Raw genomic sequence first — 25,783 nt, forward strand, 5'->3', positions numbered from 1 at the left:
GTGTGGCTCAAGGTGAGTGCTCCCGCCGGCCGATCCAACCAAGGTGAAGAACCTGTGGTTGGAGTTCAAGGGCTTCGCCCTGGGCGGCAACATGTTCGACCTGGCGCTGGGCTTCATCATCGGCACGGCGTTCGCCGCGCTGGTCGAGAGCCTCGCGGGCAACGTGCTCATGCAGCTGGTCGCGGCGATCTTCGGCCAGCCGGACTTCGGCGGCTTCGTGTTCACGGTCAACAACGCCGAGATCCGCTACGGCTCATTCCTGACCGAGTTGCTGAACTTCCTGCTGCTCGGCCTGGTGCTGTTCGGGCTGGTGAAGCTGATGAAGATGGCCAAGCTCGGGAACTTCCGCGCGCAGGGCTCACGCGAGTGCCCGCACTGCAAGGAGTTCATCGCGGTGGACGCCGACAAGTGCAAGTGGTGCACCGCCGACGTCCACCCGGCGGTGGTGGACGACGAGGAAGGCGCGTCGCCCGCCCGCTAGGCGGTGTTGCGAAAGCCCGTGTTGCGAAAGCCCGTGTTCGCGCGGGACTTCCGACACACCACCTAGTCGCTCTTGCGCGGCCGACCGCGCCGGGGTTGGTCGGCGGCCCCGGAGGGCAGCCGACCGGCTTCGGCGAGCGCTCGGCGCAGCAGGAACTCGATCTGCGCGTTCGTGCTGCGCAGCTCGTCGTTCGCCCACCTCGTCAGCGCGTCGTGCACCGCCGGGTCGAGGCGCAGCAGGACGCTCTTGCGCTCGGCCACCTCAGGTGTACAACGACCCGGCGTTGACCACGGGCTGGGTGGATCGGTCGCCGCACAGCACGACCAGCAGGTTGGACACCATCGCCGCCTTGCGCTCCTCGTCCAGTTCCACCACGTTCTCCTCGGCGAGCTTGGCCAGCGCCAGCTGCACCATGCCGACCGCCCCCTCCACGATCCGCGACCGCGCCGCGACCACCGCGCCCGCCTGCTGGCGTTGCAGCATCGCCTGCGCGATCTCCGGAGCGTAGGCCAGGTGCGTGAGCCGGGATTCGATCACCTTCACCCCCGCCGCCTGCACCCTGGCCGCGATCTCCACGGACAGCGTCTCGGTGATCTCGTCCGCGTTCTCCCGCAGAGAGAGCCCGGTCTCCTCGTGGTTGTCGTACGGGTAGCTGGTGGCGATGTGCCGCACGGCGGTCTCGGTCTGGATGGCGACGAACCGGACGAAGTCGTCCACCTCGAACTTGGCCCGCGCGGTGTCCTCGACCTGCCACACCACCACGGCGGCGATCTCGATCGGGTTGCCGTCCGCGTCGTTGACCTTCATGGTCGCGGTCTCGTGGTTGCGGATCCGGGTCGACACCTTCACCTTCGTGGTGAACGGGTTCGCCCAGCGCAGGCCGTCCTGGCGGACCGTGCCGGTGTAGCGGCCGGCGAACTGGAGCACCCGCGACTCGCCCGGCGCGACGGTGAACAGCCCGCCCGCCACGAGGGAGCTGCCCGCGATCAACAGCGCGCCGCCCACGATCGCCGGGATGCTCGGCCCGTCGTCACCGGGGATCGAGCCGAGCACGAGCACCGCCACGCCCGCCAGCAGCACGACCACCGCGCCGCCGAGCACCCCCCACCCGGACACCTCCCGTGCTTCCTTCTCCCGGACCACCGGGACCGGCATCTGCACCGCAACATCCGTGACGTCCATGTTCCACCCCTCGAAGTCATATCTCGTGCTTAGCAAAGTGATATCACTTTTTGGGCCGCGACGGCAAACCGCCGGCGATACGAGGACCGAAGTTGTCCGCAATCGGTCTTACTGTGGTCGCATGACCCCGGTACTGAGCCGACGCGCCCTCGGGCGGGCCACCCTGGCCCGTCAGTTTCTGCTGGCCCGCACGGACCGGAGCGTGCCGGAGGTCGTCACGCACCTCGTCGGCTTGCAGGCCCAGACCCCGCACACCTGGTACACCGGCCTGTGGTCGCGCGTCGCCGGGTTCACCCCGGGCCTGGCCGCCGACCTGCTCGTGAGCCGTGAGCTCGTGCGGATCGCCGTGATGCGCACCACGATCCACCTGGTCACCGCCGAGGACGCTCTGAAGCTGCGTCCGGTGGTCCAATCCGTGCTCGAACGGGACGTGTTCCGCAACTTCACCCACGGCCGTGACCTGCAAGGTCTGGACGTGGACGCCGTGGTGGCCGCCGGGCGCGCGCTGCTGGCCGAGAAGCCGCGCACCAACAAGGAGTTGGGCGCCCTGCTGCACGAGCGGTGGCCGGACCGCACGCCGACCGCGCTCGCCTACGCGATCCGCTGCCTGGTGCCGCTGGTGCAGGTGCCGCCGCGCGGGGTGTGGGGTCGCAGCGGCGCCATCGCGCACACGAGCGTCGAGGCGTGGCTGGGCGAGTCGGTGGCGGACGAGCCTTCGGTGGACGACATGGTGCTGCGCTACCTGGCCGCGTTCGGGCCCGCGACGGTGAAGGACGTGCAGACGTGGTGCGGCCTGACCAGGCTGCGCGAGGTGGTCGAGCGGCTGCCCCTGCTGCGGCTGCGGGACGAGGACGGGCAGGAGCTGTTCGACCTGCCCGACGCGCCCCGGCCGGAAGAGGACGTGCCCGCGCCGGCGCGGTTCCTCTACGACTTCGACAACATCCTGCTCTCGCACGCCGACAGGCGTCGGGTCGTCACCGCTGACGTGCGGGCGCAGAACTACGACCCGCACGGTCCCGTGCCGCAGTTCTTCCTGGTCGACGGCGCCACGGCCGGTGATTGGAAGCTGCACCGCACCAAGGAGGTCGCCACGCTGGAGCTGCGGCCGTTCGGTAAATTGTCCACAATGGACGAGGTGGAGCGGGAAGGCGGGCGGTTGCTGGCGTTCCTCGCGCCGGACGTGCCGAAGCACGAAGTCCGGACAACCTCACCGGCCGTGCCGCGTCCCTGAACGCATGGGGACGATCACCGTGCGCCCGCCACGCGCAGAGGACCGGGGACCGCTCGTCGAGGTGCACGTCAAGGCCCGGCGCAGCTACTACGAAGGCCACCTGCCCGAGGCGGAGCTGGTCGAGTGGGAGGAGGCGGCGCGGGCCAAGGGCTACCACTTCGACAAGCCCGGCCCGGTGTGGCTGTGCGCCGAGCTGGACGGCGAGTTCGCCGGGTTCGCGCTGGTCACGCCGGACGGCGAGCTGTGGCAGCTCCAGGTCGACCCGGCGCGGTGGGGCAACGGCGTCGGCCTCTCGCTGCACGATGCCGCCATGGACGCCCTGCGCGACCTCGGCGTCACGACCGCGCGCCTCGACGTGTTCGTGGAGAACCGGCGCGCGATCCGCTTCTACACCGCCAGGGGCTGGCGTGAGACCGGCCGCGAGGAGACGCACGTGCGAATGGCACTCGACCTTGAGGACGTGCGCTCAACCTGAACGACGTGCGCCCGGCCTGAACGTGCGCTCAACCTGAACGTGTGATCGCCTGGACGGCGTGGAGATCCTGAGCAGCCGAGTCCTCGTCCGCTCCCGCGACCCCGAGCGCGTCCGGGCCTTCTACCGGGACGTGCTCGGCCTCGCCGTCTACCGCGAGTTCCCCGGCGGCACGGTGTTCTTCCTCGGCCAGGGATTCCTGGAGGTCTCCGGGACCACGACCGAGGAGCCCACCGACGCCACGCAGCTGTGGATGCAGGTGCGTGACGTCGCGCAAGCCGCCGAAGAGCTCGCCGAGCACGTCGTCCGGCCCGCCCGGCGCGAACCGTGGGGCCTGGACGAGCTGTGGATCACCGACCCGGACGGCCGGCGGATCGTGCTGGTCGGGATCCCGGCCGACCACCCGCTACGCCGGGACGTCCGCGAGTAGCTGGACCGACGGCCCCACCACACCGCCGTACTGCTGCAACGACGTGCGCACGCCCGTGAAGCCGGCCGCCTCCGCCTCCTTGATCAGGTCGTACTCGGAGGTGTCCAGCACCCGCCGGTGCACCGACACGACCAGCCGACCGCCCGGCCGCAGCACCCGGACCAGCTCGTGGAACGCGGCCGGCCGGTTGCCCCACAGCTGGAGGTTGTTCACCGAGATCACCACGTCCACGGAGTCCTCGGGCTGCCCGGTCCGCGTCGCCGCGCCCTCCCGCAACTCCACCCGACCGGACACGATCAGCTCGGCACACCGCTCGCGCGCCTCGTCCAGCATGACCTGCGACGGGTCGACGCCGATCGCCTTCAACGCGCGTTCACCGGCCAGCTTCAGCCCCACTCCCGGACCGGGGCCGAGCACCAGCACGACCTCCTCGGCCGTCGGCGCCGCCAGGTCCGTGACGTGCTCCTCGACCTTCGCGTTCAGCACGGCCATCACCCGGCCGCCCAGCTCGCCGACCTTGCCGCGCGGGTGGCCGAACGCCGCGTCCAACGCCTTCATCAGGTTGTTCGCCATGACTCCAGGGTCGCCAGGAAGGCGGGTGATCGCATCGGGGATCGCCCCGAGACGGGTTCGGGGAGCGTCCCCGGATGTTTCGGGGGTGTTTCTGTCCTGGACTTCCGCTCTCCGGGGTAGTGCGCTTGGGGCATTCGCGAGGTCAGTATGTGGACCATGACGCACAGCCGAGCACGCACGTCAGGACTGCGCCGAACCCCGGCCCGCGCCGTCGCGCGCCTCGGCGAGCTGTTCGACGGCTACCTGGACCCGGGCCGCCCGCACGCCGGCGCCTACGACGAGATGTTCGGCGCGGACGCCTCGGTCCGTTCCGCGTACCGGGCGCTGTACGACTCGATCGCGCCGTCCAGGGTGGCCGAGCTGACCGCTCGGTCCGAGGCGCTGGACCGGGCGTTCGTCGACCAGGGCATCACGTTCTCGCTCTCCGGCCAGGAACGGCCGTTCCCGCTGGACCTCATCCCCAGGGTGCTCACCGCGGCGGAGTGGTCGAAGCTCGAACGCGGCATCGTCCAGCGGGTCCGGGCGCTGGAGATGTTCCTCGCCGACATCTACGGCGACGCCCAGATCGTGCGCGACGGCGTGCTGCCGCGCCGGCTGATCACCTCCTGCGAGCACTTCCACCGGGAAGCGGCGCTGATCAACCCGCCGAACGGGGTGCGGCTGCACGTCTCGGGCGTCGACCTGGTGCGTGACGAGGCGGGCACGTTCCGCGTCCTGGAGGACAACCTCCGCTGCCCGTCCGGCGTGTCGTACGTGATGGAGAACCGGCGCACTATGGCGCGGGTGTTCCCGGACCTGTTCGCCCGGCACCGGGTGCGGTCCGTCGGCGACTACGCCGTGCACCTGCTGCGTGCGCTCCGCAACGCCGCCGCGCCCAACGCCGCCGATCCGAACGTCGTCGTGCTCACGCCGGGCGTGGCCAACTCGGCCTACTTCGAGCACTCGCTGCTGGCCCGCCAGATGGGCGTGGAGCTGGTCGAGGGCCGGGACCTGTTCTGCCGCGACAACCTCGTCTACCTGCGCACCACCGAGGGCGAACGGCAGGTCGACGTCATCTACCGGCGCATCGACGACGACTTCCTGGACCCGGTCCACTTCCGCCCGGACTCGGTGCTCGGCGTCGCGGGCCTGCTCAACGCGGCCCGCGCGGGCAACGTCGTGATCGCCAACGCGGTCGGCAACGGCGTGGCCGACGACAAGCTCGTCTACACCTACCTGCCCGAGATCGTGCAGTACTACCTGGGCGAGAAGCCGCTCCTGCCCAACGTGGACACGTTCCGCTGCTGGCTGCCCGAGGAGTGCGCGCACGTGCTCGACCACCTGGACGAGTTGGTGGTCAAGCCGGTGGAGGGCTCCGGCGGCTACGGCATCGTGTTCGGCCCGCAGGCGTCCACGCGCGAGCTGAACGGGCTGCGCCGGACCATCAAGGCCAACCCGCGCGGCTGGATCGCGCAGCCCGTCGTGCAGCTGTCCACCGTGCCGACCAAGGTGGGTGACCGGCTCGCGCCCCGGCACGTCGACCTGCGGCCGTTCGCGGTGAACGACGGCAACTCGATCTTCGTGCTGCCCGGTGGCCTGACCAGGGTCGCGCTGCCCGAGGGCAGCCTGATCGTGAACTCGTCCCAGGGCGGCGGCTCGAAGGACACGTGGGTGCTCGCGCCCCGCTCGTCCACGGTCGACCGCGAGCTGGCCGAGCCGGGGCTGGCGATGTCCGCCGTGGATTCGCCCGCCGCCGAGCAAGGGCCGGAGCTGACCACGTCCCAGCAGCAACAACAGCAGCAACAAGAGGGGGCGTGATGCTGGCTCGCAACGCGGAATCCCTGTACTGGATCGGCCGGTACGTCGAACGCGCGGACGATACGGCGCGAATCCTGGACGTCTCGGTGCACCAACTGCTGGAGGACGCCACGGTCGACCCGGACGCCACCAGCCGCCAACTGCTCGCCGTGCTCGGCATCGACGCTCCTCAGGACGCCTCGTTCGACGTGTGGTCGCTCACCGAGCTGGTCGCGTACTCGTCCGACCACGCCGGTTCCATCGTCGCGTCCATCAACAGCGCCCGGGAGAACACGCGTGGAGCGCGCGAGGTGGTCTCCACCGAGATGTGGGAATGCCTCAACGCGATGTACAACGCGGTCGAGGAGCGGCAGACGTACGCGCGGGCCATGGGTCCGCACGCGTTCTTCGCGTTCGTGGAGGAGCGTGCGGCGATGTTCGCCGGGCTGGCCGACTCCACCATGAGCCGCGACGACGGGTGGCGGTTCCTGGTGCTCGGCCGGTCCGTCGAGCGGGTGGACATGATCGTGCGGCTGCTGCTGTCCCGCGTCGGTGACAAGGCGTCGTCGCCGGGCTGGGTCACCGTGCTGCGGTCGGCCGGCGCGCACGACACGTACCTGCGCACGTACCGAGGTGCGATGGACGCCTCGCGGGTGGTGCAGTTCCTGCTACTGGACCGGCTGTTCCCGCGTTCGGTGTTCCACGCCCTGCGGCAGGCCGAGGCGTGCCTGGAGCAGTTGGACCACCAGCCGCACGTGCGCGTCGGGGCACGGGCCGAGGCGTTGCGGCTGCTCGGCCGGGCGCGCAGCGACCTGGAGTTCCTCCGCCCGCACGACCTGCTGGACGACCTGCCACGTCGGCTCAAGGCGTTGCAGACGACCGTGCGTGACGTCGGCGAGGCGGTCTCGCAGCAGTACTTCCACACCGCGCCCTGGGTCGCCTGGACGAACGCCGAGGTGGTCTGACATGTCGTGGCGGGTGCGGATCGTGCACACCACCGGGTACCGGTACGAGCTGCCGGTGACCCAGTCCTACAACGAGGCGCGGATGACGCCGCGGGCCGACCGGCGGCAGAACGTGGTGGTCAGCCGGGTGGAGACGACGCCAGCGACGCGCGCCTACCGGTACACCGACTACTGGGGGACCGAGGTCACGTCGTTCGACCTGCACGCGCCGCACGTGGAGCTGAAGGTCGTGGCGTCGTCGGTGGTGGAGACCGGTCCGGAGGAGGAGCCGGTGCGGACGGCGTCGTGGACCGACCTGCGCGCGGACTCGCTGCTCGACCGGTACACCGAGTTCCTGAACTGGACCGGGTACGTGCCGAGGGACCGTGAGCTGGCCGCCGTGGCGCGCGGGCTCAAGCGGGGGCTCGGCCCGGCGGACGCGGTGCTGGCCGCGTCGAACTGGGCGCACGACCAGCTGACCTACCGGACCGGCGCCACCGGCGTGCACAGCTCGGCCACCGACGCGTGGCAGGCCCGGGAGGGCGTCTGCCAGGACTTCGCGCACGTCACGCTGGTGCTGCTGCGCGCGATGGGCATCCCGGCGCGGTACGTGTCCGGGTACCTGCACACCAAGCCGAACGGCGCCGTGCGGGAGACCGTGCGCGGCGAGAGCCACGCGTGGATCGAGGCGTGGACCGGCGGCTGGTGGGGCTACGACCCGACCAACGCCGTGCCGGTCGGGCCGCGGCACATCTGGGTCGCGCACGGCCGTGACTACGCCGACGTCGCGCCGTTGAAGGGCATCTACTCGGGCGGCCCGTCGTCGGCGTTGGACGTCACGGTGGAGGTGACGCGGCTGGCCTGACGCCTAACGCCAGCCGAGCTGTCGCAGCCTGTCCACGACCAGCGAGAACCGCTCCGGTTCCAGCACGGAGCCCTCGCGCCGGATGTCGTCCTCGTCCAGCTCGAACACCCGGTCCAAGCGCACGTAGGAGTGCCTGCCGTCCCGGTCCCAGCGGCCCGAGCCCAGGTCGAGGCAGTCGTCCACCTCGTGCCGGTCGGGCGTCCTGCTGGTCATCATCAGGGCGAGCAGCGCGCGCCGGTGCCTGCCGACGACCAGCAGCGGCCGGTCCTTGCCGCGGTCCGGGTCCTCCTCGAAGGGGACCCAGGCCCACACCACCTCGCCCGGATCGGCCAGGCCGTCCAGGTCGGGGGAGTACTCCAGGGTGGCCGCCACCGCGGCCGTGTGGACCTCGCGCACCGCGCCCCTGACCGGGCGGGCATCCTCACCGTTCGCGTACACGGCGTGCAGCTTATGGCCTCGGTCACGCCCGTGTGGAACGCCACGACGGCCCGACGTGAGATGCTGTGCCTAGTTGAAATGGGCCCCCGCCCTTTGCCTAGTTGACATGGGCCCCCGTCCTTCGTGTGCGAGGAACCTGAGTGACCACGTTCGCCGACCAGACGTTCACGCCTCCGGAGCTCATCCGGAACTTCTGCATCATCGCCCACATCGACCACGGCAAGTCGACCCTGGCCGATCGCATGTTGCAGCTCACCGGCGTCGTCGACGCGCGGGCGATGCGAGCGCAGTACCTCGACCGCATGGACATCGAGCGCGAACGCGGCATCACCATCAAGGCGCAGAACGTGCGGCTCCCGTGGGTGGCCAACGGCAACAACCACGTCCTCCACATGATCGACACCCCCGGCCACGTCGACTTCACGTACGAGGTCTCGCGGGCGCTGGAGGCGTGCGAGGGCACCGTGCTGCTGGTCGACGCAGCGCAGGGCATCGAGGCGCAGACGCTGGCCAACCTGTACCTGGCGATGGAGAAGGACCTCACCATCATCCCGGTGCTGAACAAGATCGACCTGCCCGCCGCGGACCCGGACAAGTACGCCAAGGAGCTCGCCCACATCGTCGGCTGCGAGCCCGAAGAGGTGCTGCGCGTCTCGGCGAAGACCGGTCTGGGCGTCGGCGCGCTGCTGGACGAGGTCGTCAAGCGCGTCCCGGCCCCCGTCGGCGACGCGGACGCCCCGCCCCGCGCGATGATCTTCGACTCGGTCTACGACACGTACCGCGGCGTGGTGACCTACATCCGGGTGGTGGACGGCAAGATCACCCCGCGCCAGCGGATCCGGATGATGTCCACCAACGCGACCCACGAGCTGCTGGAAGTCGGCATCATCTCGCCCGAGCCGAAGCCGAGCGTCGGCCTGGGCGTCGGCGAGGTGGGCTACCTCATCACCGGCGTGAAGGACGTCCGCCAGTCGAAGGTCGGCGACACCGTCACGGCGGAGAAGCACGGCGCGACGAAGCCGCTGGCCGGCTACCGCGAGCCGCGTCCGATGGTCTACTCCGGGCTGTACCCGGTGGACGGCTCGGACTACCCGATCCTGCGTGAGGCGCTGGACAAGCTCCAGCTCAACGACGCCGCGCTGACGTTCGAGCCGGAGACGTCCGCCGCCCTGGGCTTCGGCTTCCGCTGCGGCTTCCTCGGCCTGCTGCACCTGGAGATCACCCGGGACCGGCTGGAACGCGAGTTCGGCCTGGACCTGATCTCCACCGCGCCGAACGTGGTGTACCGGGTGGTGATGGACGACGGCACCGAGCACGTGGTGACCAACCCGTCCGACTGGCCGGACGGCAAGCGCGCCGAGGTGTACGAGCCGATCACCAAGTGCACGATCATCGCGCCCAGCGACTACATCGGCGCGATCATGGAGCTGTGCCAGACCAAGCGCGGCCAGCTGGGCGGGATGGACTACCTGTCCGAGGACCGCGTCGAGCTGCGCTACACCATGCCGCTCGGTGAGATCATCTTCGACTTCTTCGACGCGCTGAAGTCGCGCACGCGTGGTTACGCGTCGTTGGACTACGAGGAGTCGGGCGAGCAGGACGCCGAGCTGGTGAAGGTCGACATCCTGTTGCAGGGCGAGCCGGTGGACGCTTTCAGCGCGATCGTGCACAAGGACTACGCCTATGCCTATGGCACGAGGATGGCGTCCAAGCTGCGCGAGCTGATTCCGCGGCAGCAGTTCGAGGTGCCGATCCAGGCCGCCGTCGGCGCCCGCGTGATCGCCCGCGAGACGATTCGCGCCATTCGCAAGGACGTGCTGGCGAAGTGCTACGGCGGTGACATCACCCGTAAGCGCAAGCTGTTGGAGAAGCAGAAGGAAGGCAAGAAGCGGATGAAGATGGTGGGCCGGGTCGAGGTCCCCCAGGAAGCCTTCGTCGCGGCCTTGTCGACGGACGACTCCGTCAAGGACAAGGGCAAGAAGTAAGCCCCACCGGCCAAATTCGCGCCGATCGGTACATCTTCGGGTGACCGGTCGGCGCGGAGCCATGTTTGTGGTCGGATCCCTCCGTGACAGTTGGCGAACCAACTGACAGGAGAGATCGCGATGATCCTTGACGACGGCCGTCGCTACGAACTGATCGACGGAATGCTGCACGTCAGCCCGGTGCCTGGTCTTCGGCATCAGACGGCGGTCATGAGGCTCATCGTTCTCTTGGATGCCGCCTGCCCCGACACTCTCCTCGCGCTCCCGGGTCCGCTCGCGGTGAGGCCGTCCGAGTCGTCCGAGGTGCAGCCGGACTTCCTGGTGGCCCACCTCGAGGATTTCACCGAGGAGGCGCTGCCGGTCGCACCGCTGTTGGCGGTCGAGGTGTTGTCGCCGGAAACGGAGCTGTACGACCGCACCCTCAAGAAGGTGTTCTACGAGCGCATCGGCGTGCGCAGTTACTGGATGGTCGATCCCGAGGTGCCGAGCCTGACCGTGTTGGAGTTGGACGCCGAAGGTTGGTACGAGCAGGTGGCCGAGGTCAAACGCGTGGATTCATTCGACGCGACGCTGCCGTTTCCGGTGTGAATCGTGCCCGTCGAACTGCTCGACACGTGGGGGCAGTACGGCCGGAAATGACGGAAGGCCTTCAAGACACCCATGTCCTGAAGGCCCTCTAAAGGGTGCAGCGGCTCAGCTGTGGTTGCGGAGCATGCCGCTCAGCGCGTGGCGGCGGAGGATGGCTTCGATCTCCCGCGCCTCGTGGCTCGGGTGGCGGGCGAGGATCGCCTCCATGTCCATCCGAGCGCTCGGGGTGTTGTAGTCGGCCAGCTCGCGGTTGAGGTCCGCTTCCCGCTTGCGGATCTGTCGCCGGGTGACGAGGTACGTGCGAACGGTCTTCAGAGGGTTGGTCATGTCGCCTTTCGGTGGTCTCTCTGTATCGGTTCACCTACTATGATGCCGCACGTCAGAGGCTTGCGCCGCCAAATCAGGCGTGATCTCCGCCGCAACTGTCACGGCCGTGTTAGAGGCCCGCGCGCCACCCCGCCGCAGACGTCGGCCGGGTAACGGCGAAGCGAAACAGACCTCACCGCGCGAGGATCTCCAACGCCCGCGCGTACTTCGCCCGCAGCCGGTCCTGGGTAGCCGGGTCGAGCAGCGCCAGCCGTGCCGGTGACGTGTTGTCGGCGATGTCCGCCCGCTTCACCTCCACCGCGACCGGGTCGGCCCGCACCCGCGCCAGGTAATCCTCCTGGCCCTCACCGTCCCGGTGGCTCAACGCGAGCACGGTCGCCACCACCTCCGGCGGGCACCCGGCGGCCAGCAGATCCGAGTCGGTGACGGGGGTGTCCTCCACGACGTCGTGCAGCACGGCCGCCATGCGCGCGTGCTCGCCCGACACCCGACCCATCACGCGCAGCGGGTGGTCGATGTACGGCTTGCCGGACTTGTCGACCTGCCCCTCGTGGGCCGCCCGCGCGATCCGGATCGCGTCATCCACGGTGAACGTCATCCGCTCATGGTCACACCCTTGACAAGACCCAGTGGTCTAGTCCATTTTTCCAGTGGCCCACGTCACCCGTGCTGGGCTTGGCCGCCGAGGAGAACGTGGAGGTGGACGTGGCTTCGAGGACGAGACGCGCGCTGGGTGCGGTGCTGGCGGGACTGCTGGCGATCGCGGGCCTGACCCTGGTGGTCGCGGGCAGCGCGTCGGCCGCCAACCTGGTCGCCAACCCCGGTTTCGAGGGCAGCACCAGCGGCTGGACGTGCGGCGCGGCGGCGACCGTGACGACCACGACCAAGCGCAGCGGCACACACGCACTGGCGGGCACTCCCGCCGGTCACGACAACGCGCGCTGTTCGCAGACGATCTCCGTGCAGGCCAACACCGCGTACAAGCTGACCGGCTGGGTCCAGGGCAGCTACGTGTACCTGGGCGTGACCGGCACCGGCAGCGGCGACAAGAGCGCCTGGACGCCGGGCTCGACCGGCTTCAGCCAGCTGTCGATCGACTTCACCACCGGCGCGACGAGCAGCGTCACGATCTACGTGCACGGCTGGTACGGCCAGCCGACGTTCTACGCGGACGACGTGAGCCTCGACGGTCCGGGCACCCCGCCGACGAGCACAACCACCACGACATCCACCACAACGACCACGACGTCGACCACCACTACGACGACAACGACCGGCAACCCGGACCCGTCGCTGCCCAAGCACGCCCTCACCGGCTACTGGCACAACTTCGACAACGGCTCGCGGGTGCTCAAGCTCGCCGACGTGCCGACCACCTACGACATCGTGGCCGTCGCGTTCGCCGATGCCACCACCACGCCCGGCGCGGTCGCGTTCAACCTGGACCCGACGTTGTCGAGCAAGCTCGGCGGCTACACCGACGCCCAGTTCAAGGCGGACGTGCGCACCCTCCAGGGCCGCGGCCAGAAGGTGATCATCTCGGTCGGCGGTGAGAAGGGCACGATCAGCGTCGGCAACTCGACCGCCGCGACGAACTTCGCCAACAGCGTCCGGACCCTGATCACGAACTACGGGTTCGACGGCGTCGACATCGACCTGGAGAACGGCGTCAACTCGACGTACATGGCGCAGGCGCTGCGGAGCATCCACGCGGGCGGCGGCAAGGTCATCGCGATGGCGCCGCAGACCATCGACATGCAGTCCACCGGCGCGGAGTACTTCAAGCTGGCGTTGGCCGTGAAGGACATCCTCACGGTCGTCAACATGCAGTACTACAACTCCGGCTCGATGCTCGGCTGCGACCAGAAGGTGTACTCCCAGGGCACGGTGGACTTCCTGGTGGCGCTGGCCTGCATCCAGCTCCAGAACGGCCTGCGCCCGGACCAGGTCGGTCTCGGCCTGCCCGCCTCGCCGTCCGGCGCGGGTGGCGGCTACCAGTCGCCGGCCAACGTCAACGCGGCGCTGAACTGCCTGGCCAAGGGCACGAACTGCGGTTCGTTCAAGCCCGCGCAGACGTGGCCCGGCATCCGCGGCGCGATGACGTGGTCGATCAACTGGGACGCCTCGAACAACTGGCAGTTCGCCAACACGGTGGCACCGCACCTGGACACGCTCCCGTAGTCCCGCCTCCGGACGTAGGACTCCCCGCGTGAGTCCTACGTCCGGAACGCGTGAGTCCTACGTTCACGACGCGTGAGTCCTACGTTCAGGACCACCGTGTCCTACGTTCAGGACCCCCGAATTCAACGCTCGGAACACGGGCGTTTTGCGCTCGGACGTCGTGGACCTGCCATTTCGGGACTTCGGCGGCGGGGCGGGTTAGGGTCGGCGCCATGTTGGACCGACTCGAAGTGCCCGTCATCGCCGCGCCGATGGCCGGTGGGGCGTCCACACCCGAACTGGTGGCCGCGGTCGGGGGCGCGGGTGGCCTCGGGTTCCTGGCCGCCGGCTACCTCTCGGTCGAGGCGGTCGCCGAGCAGATCACCGCCACGACCGCGCTCACCGACCGGCCGTTCGGCGTCAACCTGTTCGTCCCCGGCCCCCGTTCCACCGCCGACATCTCCGGCTACCGCGAACGCGTCAGGGCTCTGTCACCGACGGAGCCGGGCGAACCGACGTGGGACGACGACGCGTACGCGGCCAAGCTGGAACTGGTCATGGCGCTGCGCGTCCCGATCGTCTCCTTCACCTTCGGCCTGCCCAACACGGAGGACGTGCACCGCCTGCACGCCGCCGGCGCCACGGTCGTCGTCACCGTCACCACCCCGCAGGAAGCCGCGCAGGCAGCCCAGATCGGCGCCGACGCGCTGTGCGTCCAAGGCAGCGATGCGGGCGGCCACCGCGGCACGTTCGCCGACGACGGCATCTCGCCCGGCGGCGGAGAACTGTTCGGCGTGCTGGCCGCCCTCCGCCTGGTCCGCGCCAGGGTCGACCTGCCGCTGATCGCCACCGGAGGTCTGGTGCACGGCGCGGACGTCGCCGCCGTCGTCACCGCGGGCGCGATCGCCGCCCAGCTCGGCACCGCGTTCCTGGCCGCACCGGAGGCCGGCACGTCCGCCGCGCACCGCCAGGCCCTCGCCGAGGGCACCCGCCGGACCGCGTTGACCAGGGCGTTCAGCGGACGTCCGGCGCGCGGCCTGGTGAACCGGTTCCTGGTCGAGAACCAGGGCAAGGCGCCCGCCGCGTACCCGGAGGTGCACCACCTGACCAAACCGGTGCGCGCGACCGGCGACCCGGAGCTGATGTCGATGTGGGCCGGGCAGACCTACCCGCTGGTCCGACCGGCCCCGGCGGCCGAGATCGTGGCACGGCTGGTCACCGAGGCCCGCGAGGCCTTTTCCGTCGCCAGCACGCGCATTCAACCGGGGTAGCGCCAGAGAATGGCGGCGTGACCACCGCGCGCGAGCTCGCCGACGAAGTGCTGACGCTGGTGCTGGACGGCGATCCAGTCATGGCGACCCTGTTCGGCCTCACGGGCTGGGACGACCGGCTGCCGGATCCGAGCGCCGACAGCCAACGCGTGCTGCGCGAGCGTGCCGAGGACATCGCACGGCGTGCGCACAACGGTGACGACGACCCGGTGACACGTGCGGTCATCGCGCAGCAGGCGTGGGGCGTGGTGCACCGCCTCGACGCGAAGCTGGTCGAACACACCCACGCCGAAGGCCTCACCGCGCCGCTGGTCGTGCTGCTCGGCGCGTTACCCCTGGTCCGCCCGGCCGACGAAGCGGCACGGCGGGCCTACCTGACCCGGCTGTCGGCACTGCCCGCGTACCTGGAAGTGCTGGCACAGCGGCAACGTGACTCCGCCCGCCGTCCGCTGAGGCACCTGGTGGAATCCGCCATCGACCGCCTCGACCGCTACCTGGCCGAGGACGAAGACCCGCTGTGCACACCGTTGCAGGGCACCGAATCCCGCATCAAGGGCGCCCGGTTGCTGGACGAGACCGTGCGCCCGGCCATCGCCCGTTACCGCGATTTCCTGCACGCCGAGGTGGTCGCTCGCGGTCGCCCCGAAACGCAGCCGGGCCTGTGCTGGCTGCCCGACGGCGACCTGATCTACCGCGACCTGGTCCGCATGTACACGACGACCACGCACACCCCCGAGGAGCTCCACCAGATCGGGTTGGACCTGATCGAGGCGCTGGACCGGGAGTACGAGGAGATCGGCGGACGGGTGTTCGGCCCCGTCACGGCGGTAGGCGTGCGGGCCCGGCTGCTCGCGGATCCGGAGCTGCGCTGGGCCGACGCCGACGAGATGCTGGTGCTGGCCAAGGACTGCATCGCACGCGCCGAGGAGGTCGCGGGCGACTGGTTCGGCACCGTCCCGGCGGCGCGGTGCGCGGTCGAAGCGGTGCCGGAGGCGGAAGCGCCGAACGCGCCGCTGGCCTACTACATGGACCCGGCGATCGACGGCTCGCGTCCGGGCACCTACTTCGTCAACACCCACCAGTCCGAGCTGCGCGAACGGTTCAGCGCCGAGTCCACCGCGTTCCACGAAGGCGTGCCGGGGCACCACTTGCAGATCGCGGTGGCGCAGCAGCTGCTCGACCTGCCGGTGCTGCGCCGGTTCGCGTCCATCGAGGCCTACATGGAGGGCTGGGCGCTGTACGCGGAGCGGTTGGCCGACGAGATGGGCCTCTACAGCGACGACGTGGCACGGCTCGGGATGCTGTCGGGGGACTCGCTGCGTGCCGCCCGCTTGGTCGTGGACACCGGTCTGCACGCCTTGCGGTGGACGCGGCAGCAGGCCGTGGAGTTCTTGCGCGCCAACGCGGTCATGCCGGACGTGGACATCTTCTCGGAGGTCGACCGGTACATCGAGAACCCCGCGCAGGCGCTGTCGTACATGGTGGGACGGCTGGAGATCCAGCGCCTGCGCGGTGGGGCGGAGCGACGGCTGGGCGACCGGTTCGACATCAAGGCGTTCCACGACCTCGTGCTGAGCGGCGGCCCGTTGCCGATGGCCGTGCTCGCGGACGTGGTGGACGACTGGTGCGACTCGATGCCCGGCATCGTCGGGCACTGACCGCCGCGCTCAGCTCCGGGTGAAGACGATCTTGCCCGCGGTCTCGCCGTCCAGCATGGCGCGCAAGCCGTCCTCGGCCCGCTCGAACGGCAGTTCCGCGCCGATCTGCGGGCGCAGGCCATTCAGCTCGCAGAACGCCAGCAGGTCGCCCAACTCCTCGCGGGTGCCCATGGTCGAGCCGACCACCCGCAGCTGGAGGAAGAACAGCCGCTGCAACTCGGCCGCCGACGCGTCACCGCTCGTCGCGCCGGAGATCACCACGATCCCGCCCGGCTTGAGCGACTTCATCGAGTGCGACCAGGTGGCCTTGCCGACGGTCTCGAACACCGCGTCCACGCGTTCCGGCAGCCGTGCGCCGGACTCGAACGACTGGTGCGCGCCCAGGCTCTCGGCGAGCGCGCGCTTCTCCTCCGTGCGGCCGGTGACCCACACGCGGAAGCCCGCCGCGCGGCCCAACTGGACCAACGCCGTCGACACGCCACCGGACGCGCCCTGCACGAACATCGTCTGACCCGGCCGCAGACCCGACTTCACGAACAGCATCCGGTACGCCGTCAGCCACGCCGTGCCCATGCACGCCGCCTCGGCGAAGCTCAACCCCGTCGGCTTGGGCAGCACGTTGCGGGCCGGGACGACGACGTGGTCGGCGAACGTGCCCTGGTGCTTCTCGGTGAGCAGCGTGCGGCCCGGGTCCAGGGTCTCGTCACCGGACCAGGCCGGGTCGCCGATCACCGAGTGCAGCACGACCTCCGTGCCGTCCTCCAGCGCGCCCGCGCCGTCGCAGCCCAGGATCATCGGGAACTTGTCCGCCTTGATCCCTACGCCGCGCAGCGTCCACAGGTCGTGCATGTTCAGGCTCGCCGCCTTGACGGCCACCTTCACCCAACCCGGTGGGACGTCGGGCTCCGGTCGTTCGCCGACGCGGAGGGCGGCGATCGGGTCTTGCGGGCTCGGCTCGGCTGCGTAGACGGCGAACATGCGGGCAACTTACCGACAGGTAGTGATCCGTGTGCGGTGAAGCGCGTCACCCGACTAGGCTCGGCGGTGTGGTGGACGCGTTCGAGCAGTGGTGGGACGGGGTCGAGCTGTGGTTGGCGCAGCTGGCCTTCCCGTTCCAGTTCGCGCTGCTCATGTGCGTGCTGCTGCCGTTGTGCCTGGGGGTGGCGCGGCTGATCGACCGGGTCGTGGACAACGCCTCGACCAGGTTCAACCCGGTGCCCAAGGTGCCGCCGGCGAGTGACGAGGCGAAGCCCGACCAGGTGGACGCGGGCCGTTCTTCGTAGGCTCTGGAGTCGTGACTCCCGCCCGGCGGCTCTCCGCCGCACTGCTCGGCCTGATCGTGCTGGTCGCGGTCGCCTATTTCGCCAAGGACCTCACCGACTCGTCGCCCGCTCCGCCGACGTCCGGCTCGGTGTCGGGCGCGGCGGCCGACGTGCCCGGTGCGGACTCCGGCTTGCCGGTCAAGGCGCTGTCCAGCCTGCCCGCGGAGGCGAAGTCCACGTGGGAGCTGATCGAGCGGGACGGCCCGTTCCCGTACCCGCGCAACGACGGCGTGACGTTCCAGAACCGCGAGAAGATCCTGCCCGCCAAAGCCCGCGACTACTACCGCGAGTACACCGTGCCGACGCCAGGCAGCGACGATCGTGGCGCGCGGCGGATCGTGACCGGGTCGTCGGACGAGGTGTACTACACGGCCGACCACTACGAGTCGTTCGTCGTCGTGGACGTGACGAAATGACCTACCGACACGTGGTGCGGCGGGGTGCGCACTCGAAGAAGGCCGCCATCGGGGCCATCGCGGACGCGTTGAGCTTCCCGGACTGGTTCGGGCACAACCTGGACGCGCTGTACGACTGCCTGACCGACCTGTCGTGGTTGCCGGAGGGCGAGCACGTGCTGGTCTGGGAAGGCGGCAACGCCGATGTGGAGGCCGTCCTCGCCGACGCCGCCACCCGCACCGCCGAATCCGGCGACCGCGTGCTGACGGTCGAGTACACGGACTGAGTGCCGCCGACGGGTTTCGATCGGCTAGCGTGGGGATCATGTCGAGCCCCGAGGCATCCAGGGTGAGGGCTTTCGGTCACGCCGTCAGCTCCCTGAACCACTGAGTTCGTAGCTCCGCCGCGTTGCGCGGCCGGACGAGCACGCCCTCGGGGTGCTGACCGCGGTGACGAGACGCCTCTTCTCGCGCTTCTCCCACCTCGGAGCCACTCGATGCCTCTTCCGCTGTACCTGCTCGCCCTGGCCGTCTTCGCCATGGGCACCTCGGAATTCATGCTCGCCGGCCTGCTGCCGGACATCGCCGCGGACCTCGACGTGACAGTCGGGTCGGCGGGCCTGCTCACCTCGGCTTTCGCCATCGGCATGGTCGTCGGCGCGCCGCTCATGGCCGCAATCGCCCGCAACCTGCCCGCACGGCTGAGCCTCCTCGGGTTCGTCCTCGTGTTCCTGGCGGCCCACGTCGTGGGCGCCGCGACGTCGAGCTTCGCGGTCCTGGTGGTGACCCGGGTGGTCGCCGCGCTCGCGAACGCCGGGTTCCTCGCCGTCGCGCTGACGACCGCCGCCGGGCTCGTCCCACCGGACCTGAAGGGACGTGCGCTCGCGGTGCTGCTGTCGGGCACGACGGTGGCCACGATCGCGGGCGTTCCCGGCGGATCGGCACTCGGCACGCTGTTCGGGTGGCGTGCCACGTTCTGGGCCGTCGCCGCTGTCTGCGTGCCCGCGGCCATCGGCATCCTCAGAGGAATCCCACCGCGCCCCGCGCGGGAAGGCCGGGCTGACGGGCCGGCGTTGCGATCGGAGCTCGGACAACTCCGGAGTCCGCGACTGATCCTGGTCATGGTGCTCGGTGCGCTGGTGAACGCGGCGACGTTCGCGAGCTTCACGTTCCTCGCTCCCGTCGTGACCGGCGCCGCGGGGCTGGGCGAGCTGTGGATCACGGTCGCCCTGGTGCTCTTCGGCGCTGGTTCCTTCGTCGGCGTCACCATCGCCGGACGGCTGTCCGATCAGCGCCCCGGCCTGGTCATCGCGGCCGGGGGTCCGCTGTTGCTGATCGGGTGGCCCGCCATGGCACTGCTGGCCGAACAGCCGGTGGCCCTGCTGTTGCTGGTGTTCGTGCAAGGCGCGCTGTCGTTCGCGCTGGGCGGCACGCTGATCACACGGGTGCTCTACGAGGCGGCCGGGGCGCCCACGCTGGCCGGTTCGTACGCGATCGCGGCACTGAACGTGGGCGCCGCCGCGGGACCGCTCATCGCCGCGACCACGCTCGGCACCGCGGCCGGTGACCTGGGGCCGCTCTGGACGAGCGGATTCCTGGTCACGACCGCGCTGCTCGTCGCGTTCCCGCTGCGTGCTGTGATCGCCCGCCCGATCGCGTACGTCGACCGGGGTTAGGCGTCCCCCGGGGGCACCCAGGACGGCTTGCGCTTGCCGACGAACGCGGCGATGCCCTCCTGGCCCTCGGGGCCGCCGAAGTGGCGTGCGGACAGGGCGAGCATGTCGGCGAACACCTCGCTGAGGTTGTCCGACCGGGGTTCCTGGAGCATCCGCTTGGTGGCGGTGAGGGCGTTCGGCGCGCCCAGCGCGAGCATGTCCGTGTAGCGGGTGACCTCGGTGTCGAGGTCGTCGCCCGGCACGGCGGAGTTGATCAGGCCGATGGCGACGGCCCTGGGCGCGGCGAACGTCTCGCCGGTGAGGAACAGCTCGTGGGCGGCGCGCGGCAGCAGGCGGGGCAGCACGGTCACCGAGATGACGGCGGGCACGACCCCGATGCGGACCTCGCTGAACGCGAAGGTGGCCGTGTCCACCGCGACCGCGATGTCGCACGCCGCCACGATGCCGACGCCGCCCGCGCGTGCCGGGCCGGCCAGCCGTGCGACGACGGGCTTCGGGCTGGTCCACAGCTGTTCCAGGATCACGGGGAACTCGTTGACGCCCTGCTTGTCCGCGCTAGCGCCGCCCGCTTCCTTGAGGTCCATGCCAGAGCAGAACACCGGACCGGTGTGGCTCAGCACGATCACGCGCACGGCGTCGTCGGCCGTGGCGGACTTCAGGTGTCCGGTCAGCTCGGCGCGCAGCTGTGCGGACAGGGCGTTGCGGTTGTGGGGGGAGTCCAGCGTGATCGTCGCGATGCCACGCCGCACCTCGTAGTGGACCAGCTCGTCTGCCATGGGTCGCACTCTACGATCCCGTGTCACTTGACAGCGTGCTGTCAAAGTGACAGGATACTGTCATGAAGACGGAGACGGTTCACCTCGCTGTGTACGACACGTTGGCCGACTGGGAGTTCGGGTACGCGACGGCGCAGATCAACCAGCCGCAGTTCCAGAAGGCGCCCGGTCGCTATCAGGTGCGGACCGTCGGCGCGACGCTCGACCCGGTGACGTCCCTCGGCGGCCTGCGGATCACGCCGGACCTGGCGTTGGCCGACATCGACCCGGCGGACAGCGCGATGCTGATCCTGCCCGGCGCGGGCACGTGGGAGAGCGGCGACAACGCGGTGTTCGGCGCGGCGGCCCGGCGTTGGCTGGACGCGGGCGTGCCGGTGGCGGCGATCTGCGGTGCGACGATGGGTCTGGCGGCCGAGGGGTTGCTGAACTCGCGCCCGCACGGCGGCAACGCGGTCGAGCAGCTGGCGGCGGTGCCCGGGTACACCGGCGAGGAGTTCTTCGGCACGGAGCGGGCGGTGCGGGCGGACGGCCTGATCACGGCCGGTGCGGCGTCGGCGCTGGAGTTCGCGCGGGAGATCTTCGCCGAGCTCGACCTGTACGAGCCGGCCGTGCTGGAGGCGTGGTACGGCCTGTACCGGACGGCCGACCCGACGTGGTTCGGCAAGCTCATCGCCGCGGTGTCGTGAGTGACGTCGAACCCCGTACGGAGGCGGGGGACGTGCTGACCGAGGTCATCATGCGCACGTTCCGCCTCTACGGAGGTTTCCTCGAAGCGGCCGAGGTGATGACCAAGCCGGTCGGTCTCACGGCGGCGTGGTGGCAGGTGCTCGGCGCCGTGCTGCGCCAGCCGTTGCCGGTGTCGGGCATCGCCCGCGAGATGAGCCTGACCCGGCAGAGCGTGCAGCGCATCGCGGACCTGCTGGTGGAGAAGGGCTTGGCGGAGTACCTGCCCAACCCGGCGCACAAGCGGGCCAAGCTGCTCCGTCCCACGGCGGCCGGCTACGAGGCGGTGTCCCGTCTGGCGAAGGCGCAGCACGCGTTCACCAACCGCATCTCGGCCCAGGTGGACCTGGACGACCTGCGCACCACGCTCAAGGTGATGGAACGCCTGGTGGAAGCCCTGGACGCGGATGAGTGGCCCGGCTGAACGGGAAATCGAGGGCGCGGAACACGCGCACTGGCGTGTTCCGCGTCCTCGATGACAGCCAAAAGGTAGGGACGACTGTCAGACGTCGTAGGTGTACAGGTACGCGCTCACCGAGTTGCCGCGGCGGTAGGACGAGGTGAACGACTCCCGCTCGCCCTTCGGGCACGCCGCCGAGCTGTAGAAGGTCGAGTTGTTGTCGTCGTCGAAGGTGGCCTTCACCTTGGCGCACTTGCCGTCGGCGCGCGTGTCCTCGACCCAGCCGCTGATCCGCACCTGCGTCGAGGTGCACTCCACCTGCCAGTACGCCTTCGCGCCGGGGACGTCGGGGTTGAACGTCTGGCCGCAGCCGCCCATGGCGACGATCTCCCCGTTGGCGACCACATCGGTCACCGCAATCCCGACCGGCGACGCTCCGAACTGCCCCGGCGCCGCGGTGGCCCCGCCCGCACTGATCACGCCCAGGGTGATCACGGCGGCGACCGACGCCACCAAACCCGCCACGGACCTGCCGACTCGCTTCATCATTCGCACTCCTCAGGTGATCGACGATTGCCGTTGACGGCGTCCGGTCCCCGGCCTTCCGCCGTCTGTCGCCACTGTTGCGGCGTTGCGCCGCACACCTGCCCAATCCGCGCCGAACCGCCTGCTCACAGTGGTAGACAAGGGCGGTGGACGCGGGGCGTCGCGCGAACGGGCAACCGGACGCCGCGATCAACGTGCTGGGGGAACTGGAGGTCCGCCTCGACGGCGGGCGGCTGCCGTGCGGCCACGCGAGGCAGCGGTCGGTGTTGGCCGCGTTGGCCGTGGACGCCGACCGGGTGGTGTCGGTGGACGGCCTGATCGACCGCGTCTGGGGTGAACGGCCGCCGCGCCGGGCACGGTCGGTGTTGCGGACCTACCTGGCGCACCTGCGTCAGGCCCTGCGCCCGACCGGGGTGACGATCGTCCGGCGCGACACCGGCTACGTCCTGGCCGCCGACCCCGAGACCGTCGACCTGCGCCGTTTCCACCGGCTGGTCGGGTCGGCGCGAGGCACCGCGGACCCACACGCGGCCTTGGCCCTCGTCGAGGACGCGCTGGAGCTGTGGCGGGGCGAACCGCTGGCCGAGTTGGACACCGCCTGGGCGCGCGAAGTGCGGGAAAGACTGCGCCAAGACCACTTGGCCGCGCGGACCGACCGGGTCGACTTGGCGTTGCGCTGCGGACAGCACCGGGAACTGGTCGCGGAGCTGACCACGCGGACCGCCGCCCACCCGTTGGACGAGCGCTCGGCCGGGCAGCTCATGCTCGCCCTGTACCGCGACGGCCGTCAGGCGGACGCCTTGGAGCACTACCGGCGAACGAGACAACGGCTGGTCGAGGAGTTGGGCGCCGACCCGGGTCCGGGGCTGCAAGGGCTGCACCAGCGCATCCTCACCGCCGACAGCTCGCTGGCCGGGGCCCTGCCACCGGCCGAGGACGCGACCGGTCCGGCCGGGGCACCGCGTCAGCTGCCGGCCGCGCCGGCGCCGTTCGTCGGCAGGCACGACGAACTGGACCGGCTCGACGAGACCCTGCGGTCCGACCCGGCCACGACCGTCGTCATCGGGGCGATCGCCGGCGCGGGCGGCATCGGCAAGACCTGGCTGGCGTTGCACTGGGCGCACCGCAACGCCGACCGCTTCCCGGACGGGCAGCTGTTCGTGGACCTGCGCGGCTTCAGCCCGGACGGGCACCCGATGGACCCGGCGGTGGCGGTGCGGGGGTTCCTCGACGCGCTCGGCGTCGACCCGGGACGGATCCCGGTCGACCAGCACGCCCAGGCAGCGCGGCTCCGCGGCCTCATGGCCGACAAGCGGATGCTGCTGGTGCTGGACAACGCCGCCGACGCCGCGCAGGTCACCCCGTTGCTGCCCGGCAGCGACACCTGCACCGTGCTGGTGACCAGCCGCAACCGGCTGCCCGGCCTGATCACCGGGCAGGGCGCCCGCCACTTCGCCCTGCACAGCCTCGATGACGCCGAAGCCCGCGCACTGCTCGCCTCCCGACTCGGGGCCGCACGCGTCGAGGCGGAACCCGCGGCGGTCGGTGAGCTGCTGCGGTTGTGCGGCGGGTTCCCGCTGGCGTTGAGCATCATCGCCGGCCGTGTCCACACCAACCCGCACCTGCCGCTCAACGCCATCGCCGAGGAACTGCGCGACAGCGGGTTGGACGCTCTGGACGACGGCGACCCGGCCGCGAGCCTGCCCGCCGTCCTGTCCTGGTCGCGCCGTGCCCTGACGCCGGACCAGGCGACGACGTTCGCGTTGCTGGGCACCGCGCCCGGTCCCGACATCGGGCTCCCGGCGGCCGCGAGCCTGGTCGGCCTGCCGCTGAACGACACCAGGACCGTGCTGCGCGGGCTGGAGCAGGCATCGCTGATCGGCCAGGACGTCAACGGCCGCTACCGGATGCACGACCTGATCCGTCGGCACTCCACCGAGATCGCGCACCAGGAGCTTGCCGAGGAGATCCGGGAAGCGGCGCTGCGGCGGGTGCTCGACTTCTACGTCCACACCGCCCACGGCGCCGACCGCCTGCTGGACACCCATCGCGCGTTCATCCCGCTCGACCTGCCCGCACCCGGCACCCACCTCCAGCCGTTGCCCGACAGTCGGGCGGCGATGGCCTGGTTCGACCTCGAGCACACCAACCTGCTCGCCGTGCACCACACCGCCGTCACCCGGGGACTGCACGACGCCGTGTGGCGGCTGGCCTGGACCTTGCGCACCTTCCACCACCGGAGGGGACACCGCCACGACGACCTCGCCGTGTGGCTGGCCGCGGCTGACGCGGCGGCACACCTACCCGACGCCACCACCCGGGTCCGCGTCCACCGGTTCCTCGGACGCGCCTACAACGCCCTGGGGCGCAGCGAGGAAGCCACCGAGCACCTGCACCGGGCGCTCAGCCTGGCCGAGCACCACCACGAACCCGCCGAACAGGCCCAAACCCACCGGATGATCGCGCAAGCCCTGTGCCGGCGGGGTGACGACCGGGAAGCCCTGGACCACGCCACCCGTGCACAGCGCCTCTTCCGCGAGGTCGGTCAGCCGGTGTGGGAAGCGGGCGCGCTCAACGCGGTGGGCTGGTACCTGGCCCACCTCGGAGACCTGGACGCCGCCCGCGCCCACTGCCAAGCCGCCCTCGCCCTGCTTCGGCAGCACCACAGCGTCGAAGGGGAGGCAAGCGTCCTCGACAGCCTCGGCCACATCTACCACCGCACCGGCGACCACCAGCGGGCCGTCGACCACTACCTCCAAGCCGTGGCACTGTTCCGCGTCCTCGGCGCCACCGCCGACTCGGCCGACACCCTCGCGCGCCTCGGCAACCCCTACACCGCCCTTGGCCTGCACGACGAAGCCCGCGCCGTGTGGCGGGAAGCCCTGGAGCTGTACCGGGCACAGGGACGCGACCGGAACGCCGAACAGGTGCAACGGCAACTCGACGCACTCGACAGCTCGGAATCGTCCGACCCGAGGGGGCAGTGGCTTCGGCCAGTCACGCGGGCAAAGCGGAGTACTGGCGGCGATGCGGGATCAGCTCGGCCGCTTCGGGGCCGAGGAGCCTGACGACGACCACTCGTGGAGCGTGGCGTAATCGGCGTCGGTGATGCCCTCGCTGGGATCGACGCGGTGGAGCAGGGCCGGGTTCTGGTGGTGGGTGGACACCCAGGCCCGATCGGCGTCGGTGATCTCGTCGTCGACCCACGCGAACGCGCGACCGTCCGCCCAGTCGACCAGCGCGCGGGTTTTCCAGTGCAACCCGTCCCACTCATCAGCGTCCGACGACTCCGGGAAGACGACCACCGGCAACCGCGGCAGTCCGAGCAACGGCGCGACGCACTCGTTCGCGTCGGCCATCCACGTCGTGGCCCAGACCAGGTCGCACGGCAGCGCCGCCAACCTGGGACCGTGCGCGGGATCGATCCTCGCCAGCAGCGGATTCGAGTGTCCCGCCCGGAAAGTCGGGTGGCCGTCGGGGTGCCGCGCGGGCGGCGTGCCGAACGGGATGAGGGGTCCGTCGACGTCGAGGAAGAGGATCGGGCGCTGTGCCGCAGTGGTCACG

At 70.4% G+C, this 25,783-nt stretch carries 29 protein-coding genes; 19 read left to right on the forward strand and 10 right to left on the reverse strand.

Annotated features, from left to right (window positions below; genetic code table 11):
* Positions 1-43: 43 nt before the first annotated feature.
* Positions 44-481, forward strand: coding sequence for a large conductance mechanosensitive channel protein MscL (mscL, locus tag F4560_RS39855; RefSeq protein WP_184928202.1), 438 nt, complete (start codon positions 44-46; stop codon positions 479-481).
* 62 nt (positions 482-543) lie between these two features.
* Here the strand turns inward: mscL and F4560_RS39860 are convergent, their stop codons facing one another.
* Both F4560_RS39860 and F4560_RS39865 read right to left on the reverse strand, forming a co-directional pair.
* Positions 544-741, reverse strand: a complete 198-nt coding sequence (locus tag F4560_RS39860; protein ID WP_184928203.1) for a type II toxin-antitoxin system antitoxin — start codon at positions 739-741, stop codon at positions 544-546.
* 1 nt (position 742) lies between these two features.
* Positions 743-1,663 (reverse strand): SPFH domain-containing protein, encoded by a 921-nt coding sequence (locus tag F4560_RS39865; protein WP_184928204.1) that lies wholly within the window; start codon positions 1,661-1,663, stop codon positions 743-745.
* A 121-nt stretch (positions 1,664-1,784) separates the two neighbouring features.
* On the opposite strand from F4560_RS39865, the gene F4560_RS39870 reads away from it, so the two are divergent.
* Genes F4560_RS39870 through F4560_RS39880 form a run of 3 tightly spaced genes read left to right on the forward strand, consistent with a single transcriptional unit; the run spans position 1,785 to position 3,796 of the window.
* Positions 1,785-2,894, forward strand: a complete 1,110-nt coding sequence (locus tag F4560_RS39870) for a winged helix DNA-binding domain-containing protein (protein ID WP_184928205.1) — start codon at positions 1,785-1,787, stop codon at positions 2,892-2,894.
* Between the two features lie 4 nt (positions 2,895-2,898).
* On the forward strand, positions 2,899-3,369 hold the full coding sequence (locus F4560_RS39875) for a GNAT family N-acetyltransferase (protein WP_184928206.1): 471 nt from the start codon (positions 2,899-2,901) through the stop codon (positions 3,367-3,369).
* 58 nt (positions 3,370-3,427) lie between these two features.
* Positions 3,428-3,796 carry a VOC family protein gene (locus tag F4560_RS39880; protein ID WP_184928207.1) on the forward strand — a complete coding sequence of 123 codons (369 nt, stop codon included), beginning with the start codon at positions 3,428-3,430 and terminating at the stop codon, positions 3,794-3,796.
* Here F4560_RS39880 and F4560_RS39885 read toward each other — a convergent pair.
* Positions 3,773-4,369, reverse strand: coding sequence for a class I SAM-dependent methyltransferase (locus F4560_RS39885; RefSeq protein WP_184928208.1), 597 nt, complete (start codon positions 4,367-4,369; stop codon positions 3,773-3,775). The two genes, F4560_RS39880 and F4560_RS39885, sit on opposite strands and share 24 nt — an antisense overlap.
* Positions 4,370-4,525: 156 nt before the next feature.
* Here F4560_RS39885 and F4560_RS39890 point away from each other — a divergent pair, with 156 nt between their 5' ends.
* Genes F4560_RS39890 through F4560_RS39900 form a run of 3 tightly spaced genes read left to right on the forward strand, consistent with a single transcriptional unit; the run spans position 4,526 to position 7,954 of the window.
* Positions 4,526-6,166: a circularly permuted type 2 ATP-grasp protein gene (locus tag F4560_RS39890; RefSeq protein WP_184928209.1), complete on the forward strand. Its 1,641-nt coding sequence runs from the start codon at positions 4,526-4,528 to the stop codon at positions 6,164-6,166.
* On the forward strand, positions 6,166-7,110 hold the full coding sequence (locus F4560_RS39895; protein WP_184928210.1) for an alpha-E domain-containing protein: 945 nt from the start codon (positions 6,166-6,168) through the stop codon (positions 7,108-7,110). Before F4560_RS39890 ends, F4560_RS39895 begins: the two co-directional genes overlap by 1 nt.
* A gap of 1 nt (position 7,111) precedes the next feature.
* Positions 7,112-7,954 carry a transglutaminase family protein gene (locus F4560_RS39900; protein ID WP_184928211.1) on the forward strand — a complete coding sequence of 281 codons (843 nt, stop codon included), beginning with the start codon at positions 7,112-7,114 and terminating at the stop codon, positions 7,952-7,954.
* 3 nt (positions 7,955-7,957) lie between these two features.
* Here F4560_RS39900 and F4560_RS45225 read toward each other — a convergent pair whose 3' ends face one another.
* Complete coding sequence (locus tag F4560_RS45225) at positions 7,958-8,392, reverse strand: type II toxin-antitoxin system PemK/MazF family toxin (RefSeq protein WP_184928212.1); 435 nt, start codon at positions 8,390-8,392, stop codon at positions 7,958-7,960.
* Positions 8,393-8,532: 140 nt separating this feature from the next.
* Between F4560_RS45225 and lepA the strand changes: the two genes are divergently transcribed.
* Together lepA and F4560_RS39915 are read left to right on the forward strand one after the other, a co-directional pair.
* Positions 8,533-10,377 (forward strand): translation elongation factor 4, encoded by a 1,845-nt coding sequence (gene lepA / locus F4560_RS39910; RefSeq protein ID WP_184928213.1) that lies wholly within the window; start codon positions 8,533-8,535, stop codon positions 10,375-10,377.
* 120 nt (positions 10,378-10,497) lie between these two features.
* A complete protein-coding gene (locus F4560_RS39915; RefSeq protein ID WP_184928214.1) occupies positions 10,498-10,965 on the forward strand; it encodes a Uma2 family endonuclease in 468 nt (155 codons plus the stop codon).
* A gap of 105 nt (positions 10,966-11,070) precedes the next feature.
* On the opposite strand, the gene F4560_RS39920 is transcribed toward F4560_RS39915, so the two are convergent.
* Together F4560_RS39920 and F4560_RS39925 are read right to left on the reverse strand one after the other, a co-directional pair.
* A complete protein-coding gene (locus F4560_RS39920) occupies positions 11,071-11,292 on the reverse strand; it encodes a hypothetical protein (protein WP_184928215.1) in 222 nt (73 codons plus the stop codon).
* Positions 11,293-11,464: 172 nt separating this feature from the next.
* The gene (locus F4560_RS39925; protein WP_184928216.1) at positions 11,465-11,890 is read right to left on the reverse strand and encodes an HD domain-containing protein; all 426 of its coding nucleotides are present in this window, start codon (positions 11,888-11,890) and stop codon (positions 11,465-11,467) included.
* Between the two features lie 107 nt (positions 11,891-11,997).
* Here F4560_RS39925 and F4560_RS39930 point away from each other — a divergent pair, with 107 nt between their 5' ends.
* The 3 genes from F4560_RS39930 (at position 11,998) to F4560_RS39940 (ending at position 16,381) form a co-directional block, all read left to right on the forward strand.
* Positions 11,998-13,473 carry a chitinase gene (locus F4560_RS39930; RefSeq protein WP_184929672.1) on the forward strand — a complete coding sequence of 492 codons (1,476 nt, stop codon included), beginning with the start codon at positions 11,998-12,000 and terminating at the stop codon, positions 13,471-13,473.
* A gap of 212 nt (positions 13,474-13,685) precedes the next feature.
* Positions 13,686-14,723 (forward strand): NAD(P)H-dependent flavin oxidoreductase, encoded by a 1,038-nt coding sequence (locus F4560_RS39935; RefSeq protein WP_184928217.1) that lies wholly within the window; start codon positions 13,686-13,688, stop codon positions 14,721-14,723.
* Between the two features lie 17 nt (positions 14,724-14,740).
* The gene (locus F4560_RS39940) at positions 14,741-16,381 is read left to right on the forward strand and encodes a DUF885 domain-containing protein (protein ID WP_184928218.1); all 1,641 of its coding nucleotides are present in this window, start codon (positions 14,741-14,743) and stop codon (positions 16,379-16,381) included.
* 9 nt (positions 16,382-16,390) lie between these two features.
* Here F4560_RS39940 and F4560_RS39945 read toward each other — a convergent pair whose 3' ends face one another.
* Positions 16,391-17,359: a zinc-binding dehydrogenase gene (locus tag F4560_RS39945; RefSeq protein WP_184928219.1), complete on the reverse strand. Its 969-nt coding sequence runs from the start codon at positions 17,357-17,359 to the stop codon at positions 16,391-16,393.
* A gap of 68 nt (positions 17,360-17,427) precedes the next feature.
* On the opposite strand from F4560_RS39945, the gene F4560_RS39950 reads away from it, so the two are divergent.
* The 4 genes from F4560_RS39950 (at position 17,428) to F4560_RS39965 (ending at position 19,774) form a co-directional block, all read left to right on the forward strand.
* The gene (locus tag F4560_RS39950; protein WP_376775393.1) at positions 17,428-17,664 is read left to right on the forward strand and encodes a hypothetical protein; all 237 of its coding nucleotides are present in this window, start codon (positions 17,428-17,430) and stop codon (positions 17,662-17,664) included.
* Positions 17,665-17,675: 11 nt separating this feature from the next.
* The gene (locus tag F4560_RS39955) at positions 17,676-18,119 is read left to right on the forward strand and encodes a guanyl-specific ribonuclease (RefSeq protein WP_184928220.1); all 444 of its coding nucleotides are present in this window, start codon (positions 17,676-17,678) and stop codon (positions 18,117-18,119) included.
* On the forward strand, positions 18,116-18,385 hold the full coding sequence (locus F4560_RS39960; RefSeq protein ID WP_184928221.1) for a barstar family protein: 270 nt from the start codon (positions 18,116-18,118) through the stop codon (positions 18,383-18,385). The genes F4560_RS39955 and F4560_RS39960 overlap by 4 nt, the downstream gene beginning before the upstream one ends.
* A gap of 210 nt (positions 18,386-18,595) precedes the next feature.
* Positions 18,596-19,774: a Cmx/CmrA family chloramphenicol efflux MFS transporter gene (locus F4560_RS39965; protein WP_184928222.1), complete on the forward strand. Its 1,179-nt coding sequence runs from the start codon at positions 18,596-18,598 to the stop codon at positions 19,772-19,774.
* On the opposite strand, the gene F4560_RS39970 is transcribed toward F4560_RS39965, so the two are convergent.
* Entirely contained in the window at positions 19,771-20,550 is a 780-nt protein-coding gene (locus F4560_RS39970; protein ID WP_184928223.1) for an enoyl-CoA hydratase-related protein, read from the reverse strand. The genes F4560_RS39965 and F4560_RS39970 overlap by 4 nt on opposite strands.
* Positions 20,551-20,612: 62 nt before the next feature.
* On the opposite strand from F4560_RS39970, the gene F4560_RS39975 reads away from it, so the two are divergent.
* Together F4560_RS39975 and F4560_RS39980 are read left to right on the forward strand one after the other, a co-directional pair.
* Entirely contained in the window at positions 20,613-21,236 is a 624-nt protein-coding gene (locus tag F4560_RS39975) for a DJ-1/PfpI family protein (protein ID WP_184928224.1), read from the forward strand.
* Positions 21,233-21,697 (forward strand): MarR family winged helix-turn-helix transcriptional regulator, encoded by a 465-nt coding sequence (locus F4560_RS39980; RefSeq protein ID WP_312869762.1) that lies wholly within the window; start codon positions 21,233-21,235, stop codon positions 21,695-21,697. Before F4560_RS39975 ends, F4560_RS39980 begins: the two co-directional genes overlap by 4 nt.
* 78 nt (positions 21,698-21,775) lie before the next feature.
* On the opposite strand, the gene F4560_RS39985 is transcribed toward F4560_RS39980, so the two are convergent.
* A complete protein-coding gene (locus F4560_RS39985; RefSeq protein ID WP_184928225.1) occupies positions 21,776-22,222 on the reverse strand; it encodes a hypothetical protein in 447 nt (148 codons plus the stop codon).
* Between the two features lie 143 nt (positions 22,223-22,365).
* Here F4560_RS39985 and F4560_RS39990 point away from each other — a divergent pair, with 143 nt between their 5' ends.
* The gene (locus F4560_RS39990) at positions 22,366-25,287 is read left to right on the forward strand and encodes an AfsR/SARP family transcriptional regulator (protein ID WP_312869763.1); all 2,922 of its coding nucleotides are present in this window, start codon (positions 22,366-22,368) and stop codon (positions 25,285-25,287) included.
* On the opposite strand, the gene F4560_RS39995 is transcribed toward F4560_RS39990, so the two are convergent.
* Entirely contained in the window at positions 25,255-25,782 is a 528-nt protein-coding gene (locus F4560_RS39995; protein WP_184928226.1) for an HAD domain-containing protein, read from the reverse strand. The genes F4560_RS39990 and F4560_RS39995 overlap by 33 nt on opposite strands.
* Between the last annotated feature and the right edge of the window lies 1 nt (position 25,783).

It is taken from the genome of Saccharothrix ecbatanensis, assembly GCF_014205015.1.
Classification (GTDB): Bacteria; Actinomycetota; Actinomycetes; order Mycobacteriales; family Pseudonocardiaceae; genus Actinosynnema; species Actinosynnema ecbatanense.

Excerpts from the sequence above, each read along its gene's own strand:
- F4560_RS39985 (WP_184928225.1), bottom strand. The coding sequence starts at position 22,222 with ATGATGAAGCGAGTCGGCAGGTCCGTGGCGGGTTTGGTGGCGTCGGTC.
- F4560_RS39965 (WP_184928222.1), top strand. The coding sequence starts at position 18,596 with ATGCCTCTTCCGCTGTACCTGCTCGCCCTGGCCGTCTTCGCCATGGGC.
- F4560_RS39865 (WP_184928204.1), bottom strand. The coding sequence starts at position 1,663 with ATGGACGTCACGGATGTTGCGGTGCAGATGCCGGTCCCGGTGGTCCGG.
- F4560_RS39890 (WP_184928209.1), top strand. The coding sequence starts at position 4,526 with ATGACGCACAGCCGAGCACGCACGTCAGGACTGCGCCGAACCCCGGCC.
- F4560_RS39975 (WP_184928224.1), top strand. The coding sequence starts at position 20,613 with ATGAAGACGGAGACGGTTCACCTCGCTGTGTACGACACGTTGGCCGAC.
- F4560_RS39900 (WP_184928211.1), top strand. The coding sequence starts at position 7,112 with ATGTCGTGGCGGGTGCGGATCGTGCACACCACCGGGTACCGGTACGAG.
- F4560_RS39915 (WP_184928214.1), top strand. The coding sequence starts at position 10,498 with ATGATCCTTGACGACGGCCGTCGCTACGAACTGATCGACGGAATGCTG.
- F4560_RS39875 (WP_184928206.1), top strand. The coding sequence starts at position 2,899 with ATGGGGACGATCACCGTGCGCCCGCCACGCGCAGAGGACCGGGGACCG.
- F4560_RS39970 (WP_184928223.1), bottom strand. The coding sequence starts at position 20,550 with ATGGCAGACGAGCTGGTCCACTACGAGGTGCGGCGTGGCATCGCGACG.
- F4560_RS39885 (WP_184928208.1), bottom strand. The coding sequence starts at position 4,369 with ATGGCGAACAACCTGATGAAGGCGTTGGACGCGGCGTTCGGCCACCCG.
- F4560_RS39895 (WP_184928210.1), top strand. The coding sequence starts at position 6,166 with ATGCTGGCTCGCAACGCGGAATCCCTGTACTGGATCGGCCGGTACGTC.
- F4560_RS39960 (WP_184928221.1), top strand. The coding sequence starts at position 18,116 with ATGACCTACCGACACGTGGTGCGGCGGGGTGCGCACTCGAAGAAGGCC.
- F4560_RS39870 (WP_184928205.1), top strand. The coding sequence starts at position 1,785 with ATGACCCCGGTACTGAGCCGACGCGCCCTCGGGCGGGCCACCCTGGCC.
- F4560_RS39920 (WP_184928215.1), bottom strand. The coding sequence starts at position 11,292 with ATGACCAACCCTCTGAAGACCGTTCGCACGTACCTCGTCACCCGGCGA.
- F4560_RS39935 (WP_184928217.1), top strand. The coding sequence starts at position 13,686 with ATGTTGGACCGACTCGAAGTGCCCGTCATCGCCGCGCCGATGGCCGGT.
- F4560_RS39925 (WP_184928216.1), bottom strand. The coding sequence starts at position 11,890 with ATGACGTTCACCGTGGATGACGCGATCCGGATCGCGCGGGCGGCCCAC.
- F4560_RS39945 (WP_184928219.1), bottom strand. The coding sequence starts at position 17,359 with ATGTTCGCCGTCTACGCAGCCGAGCCGAGCCCGCAAGACCCGATCGCC.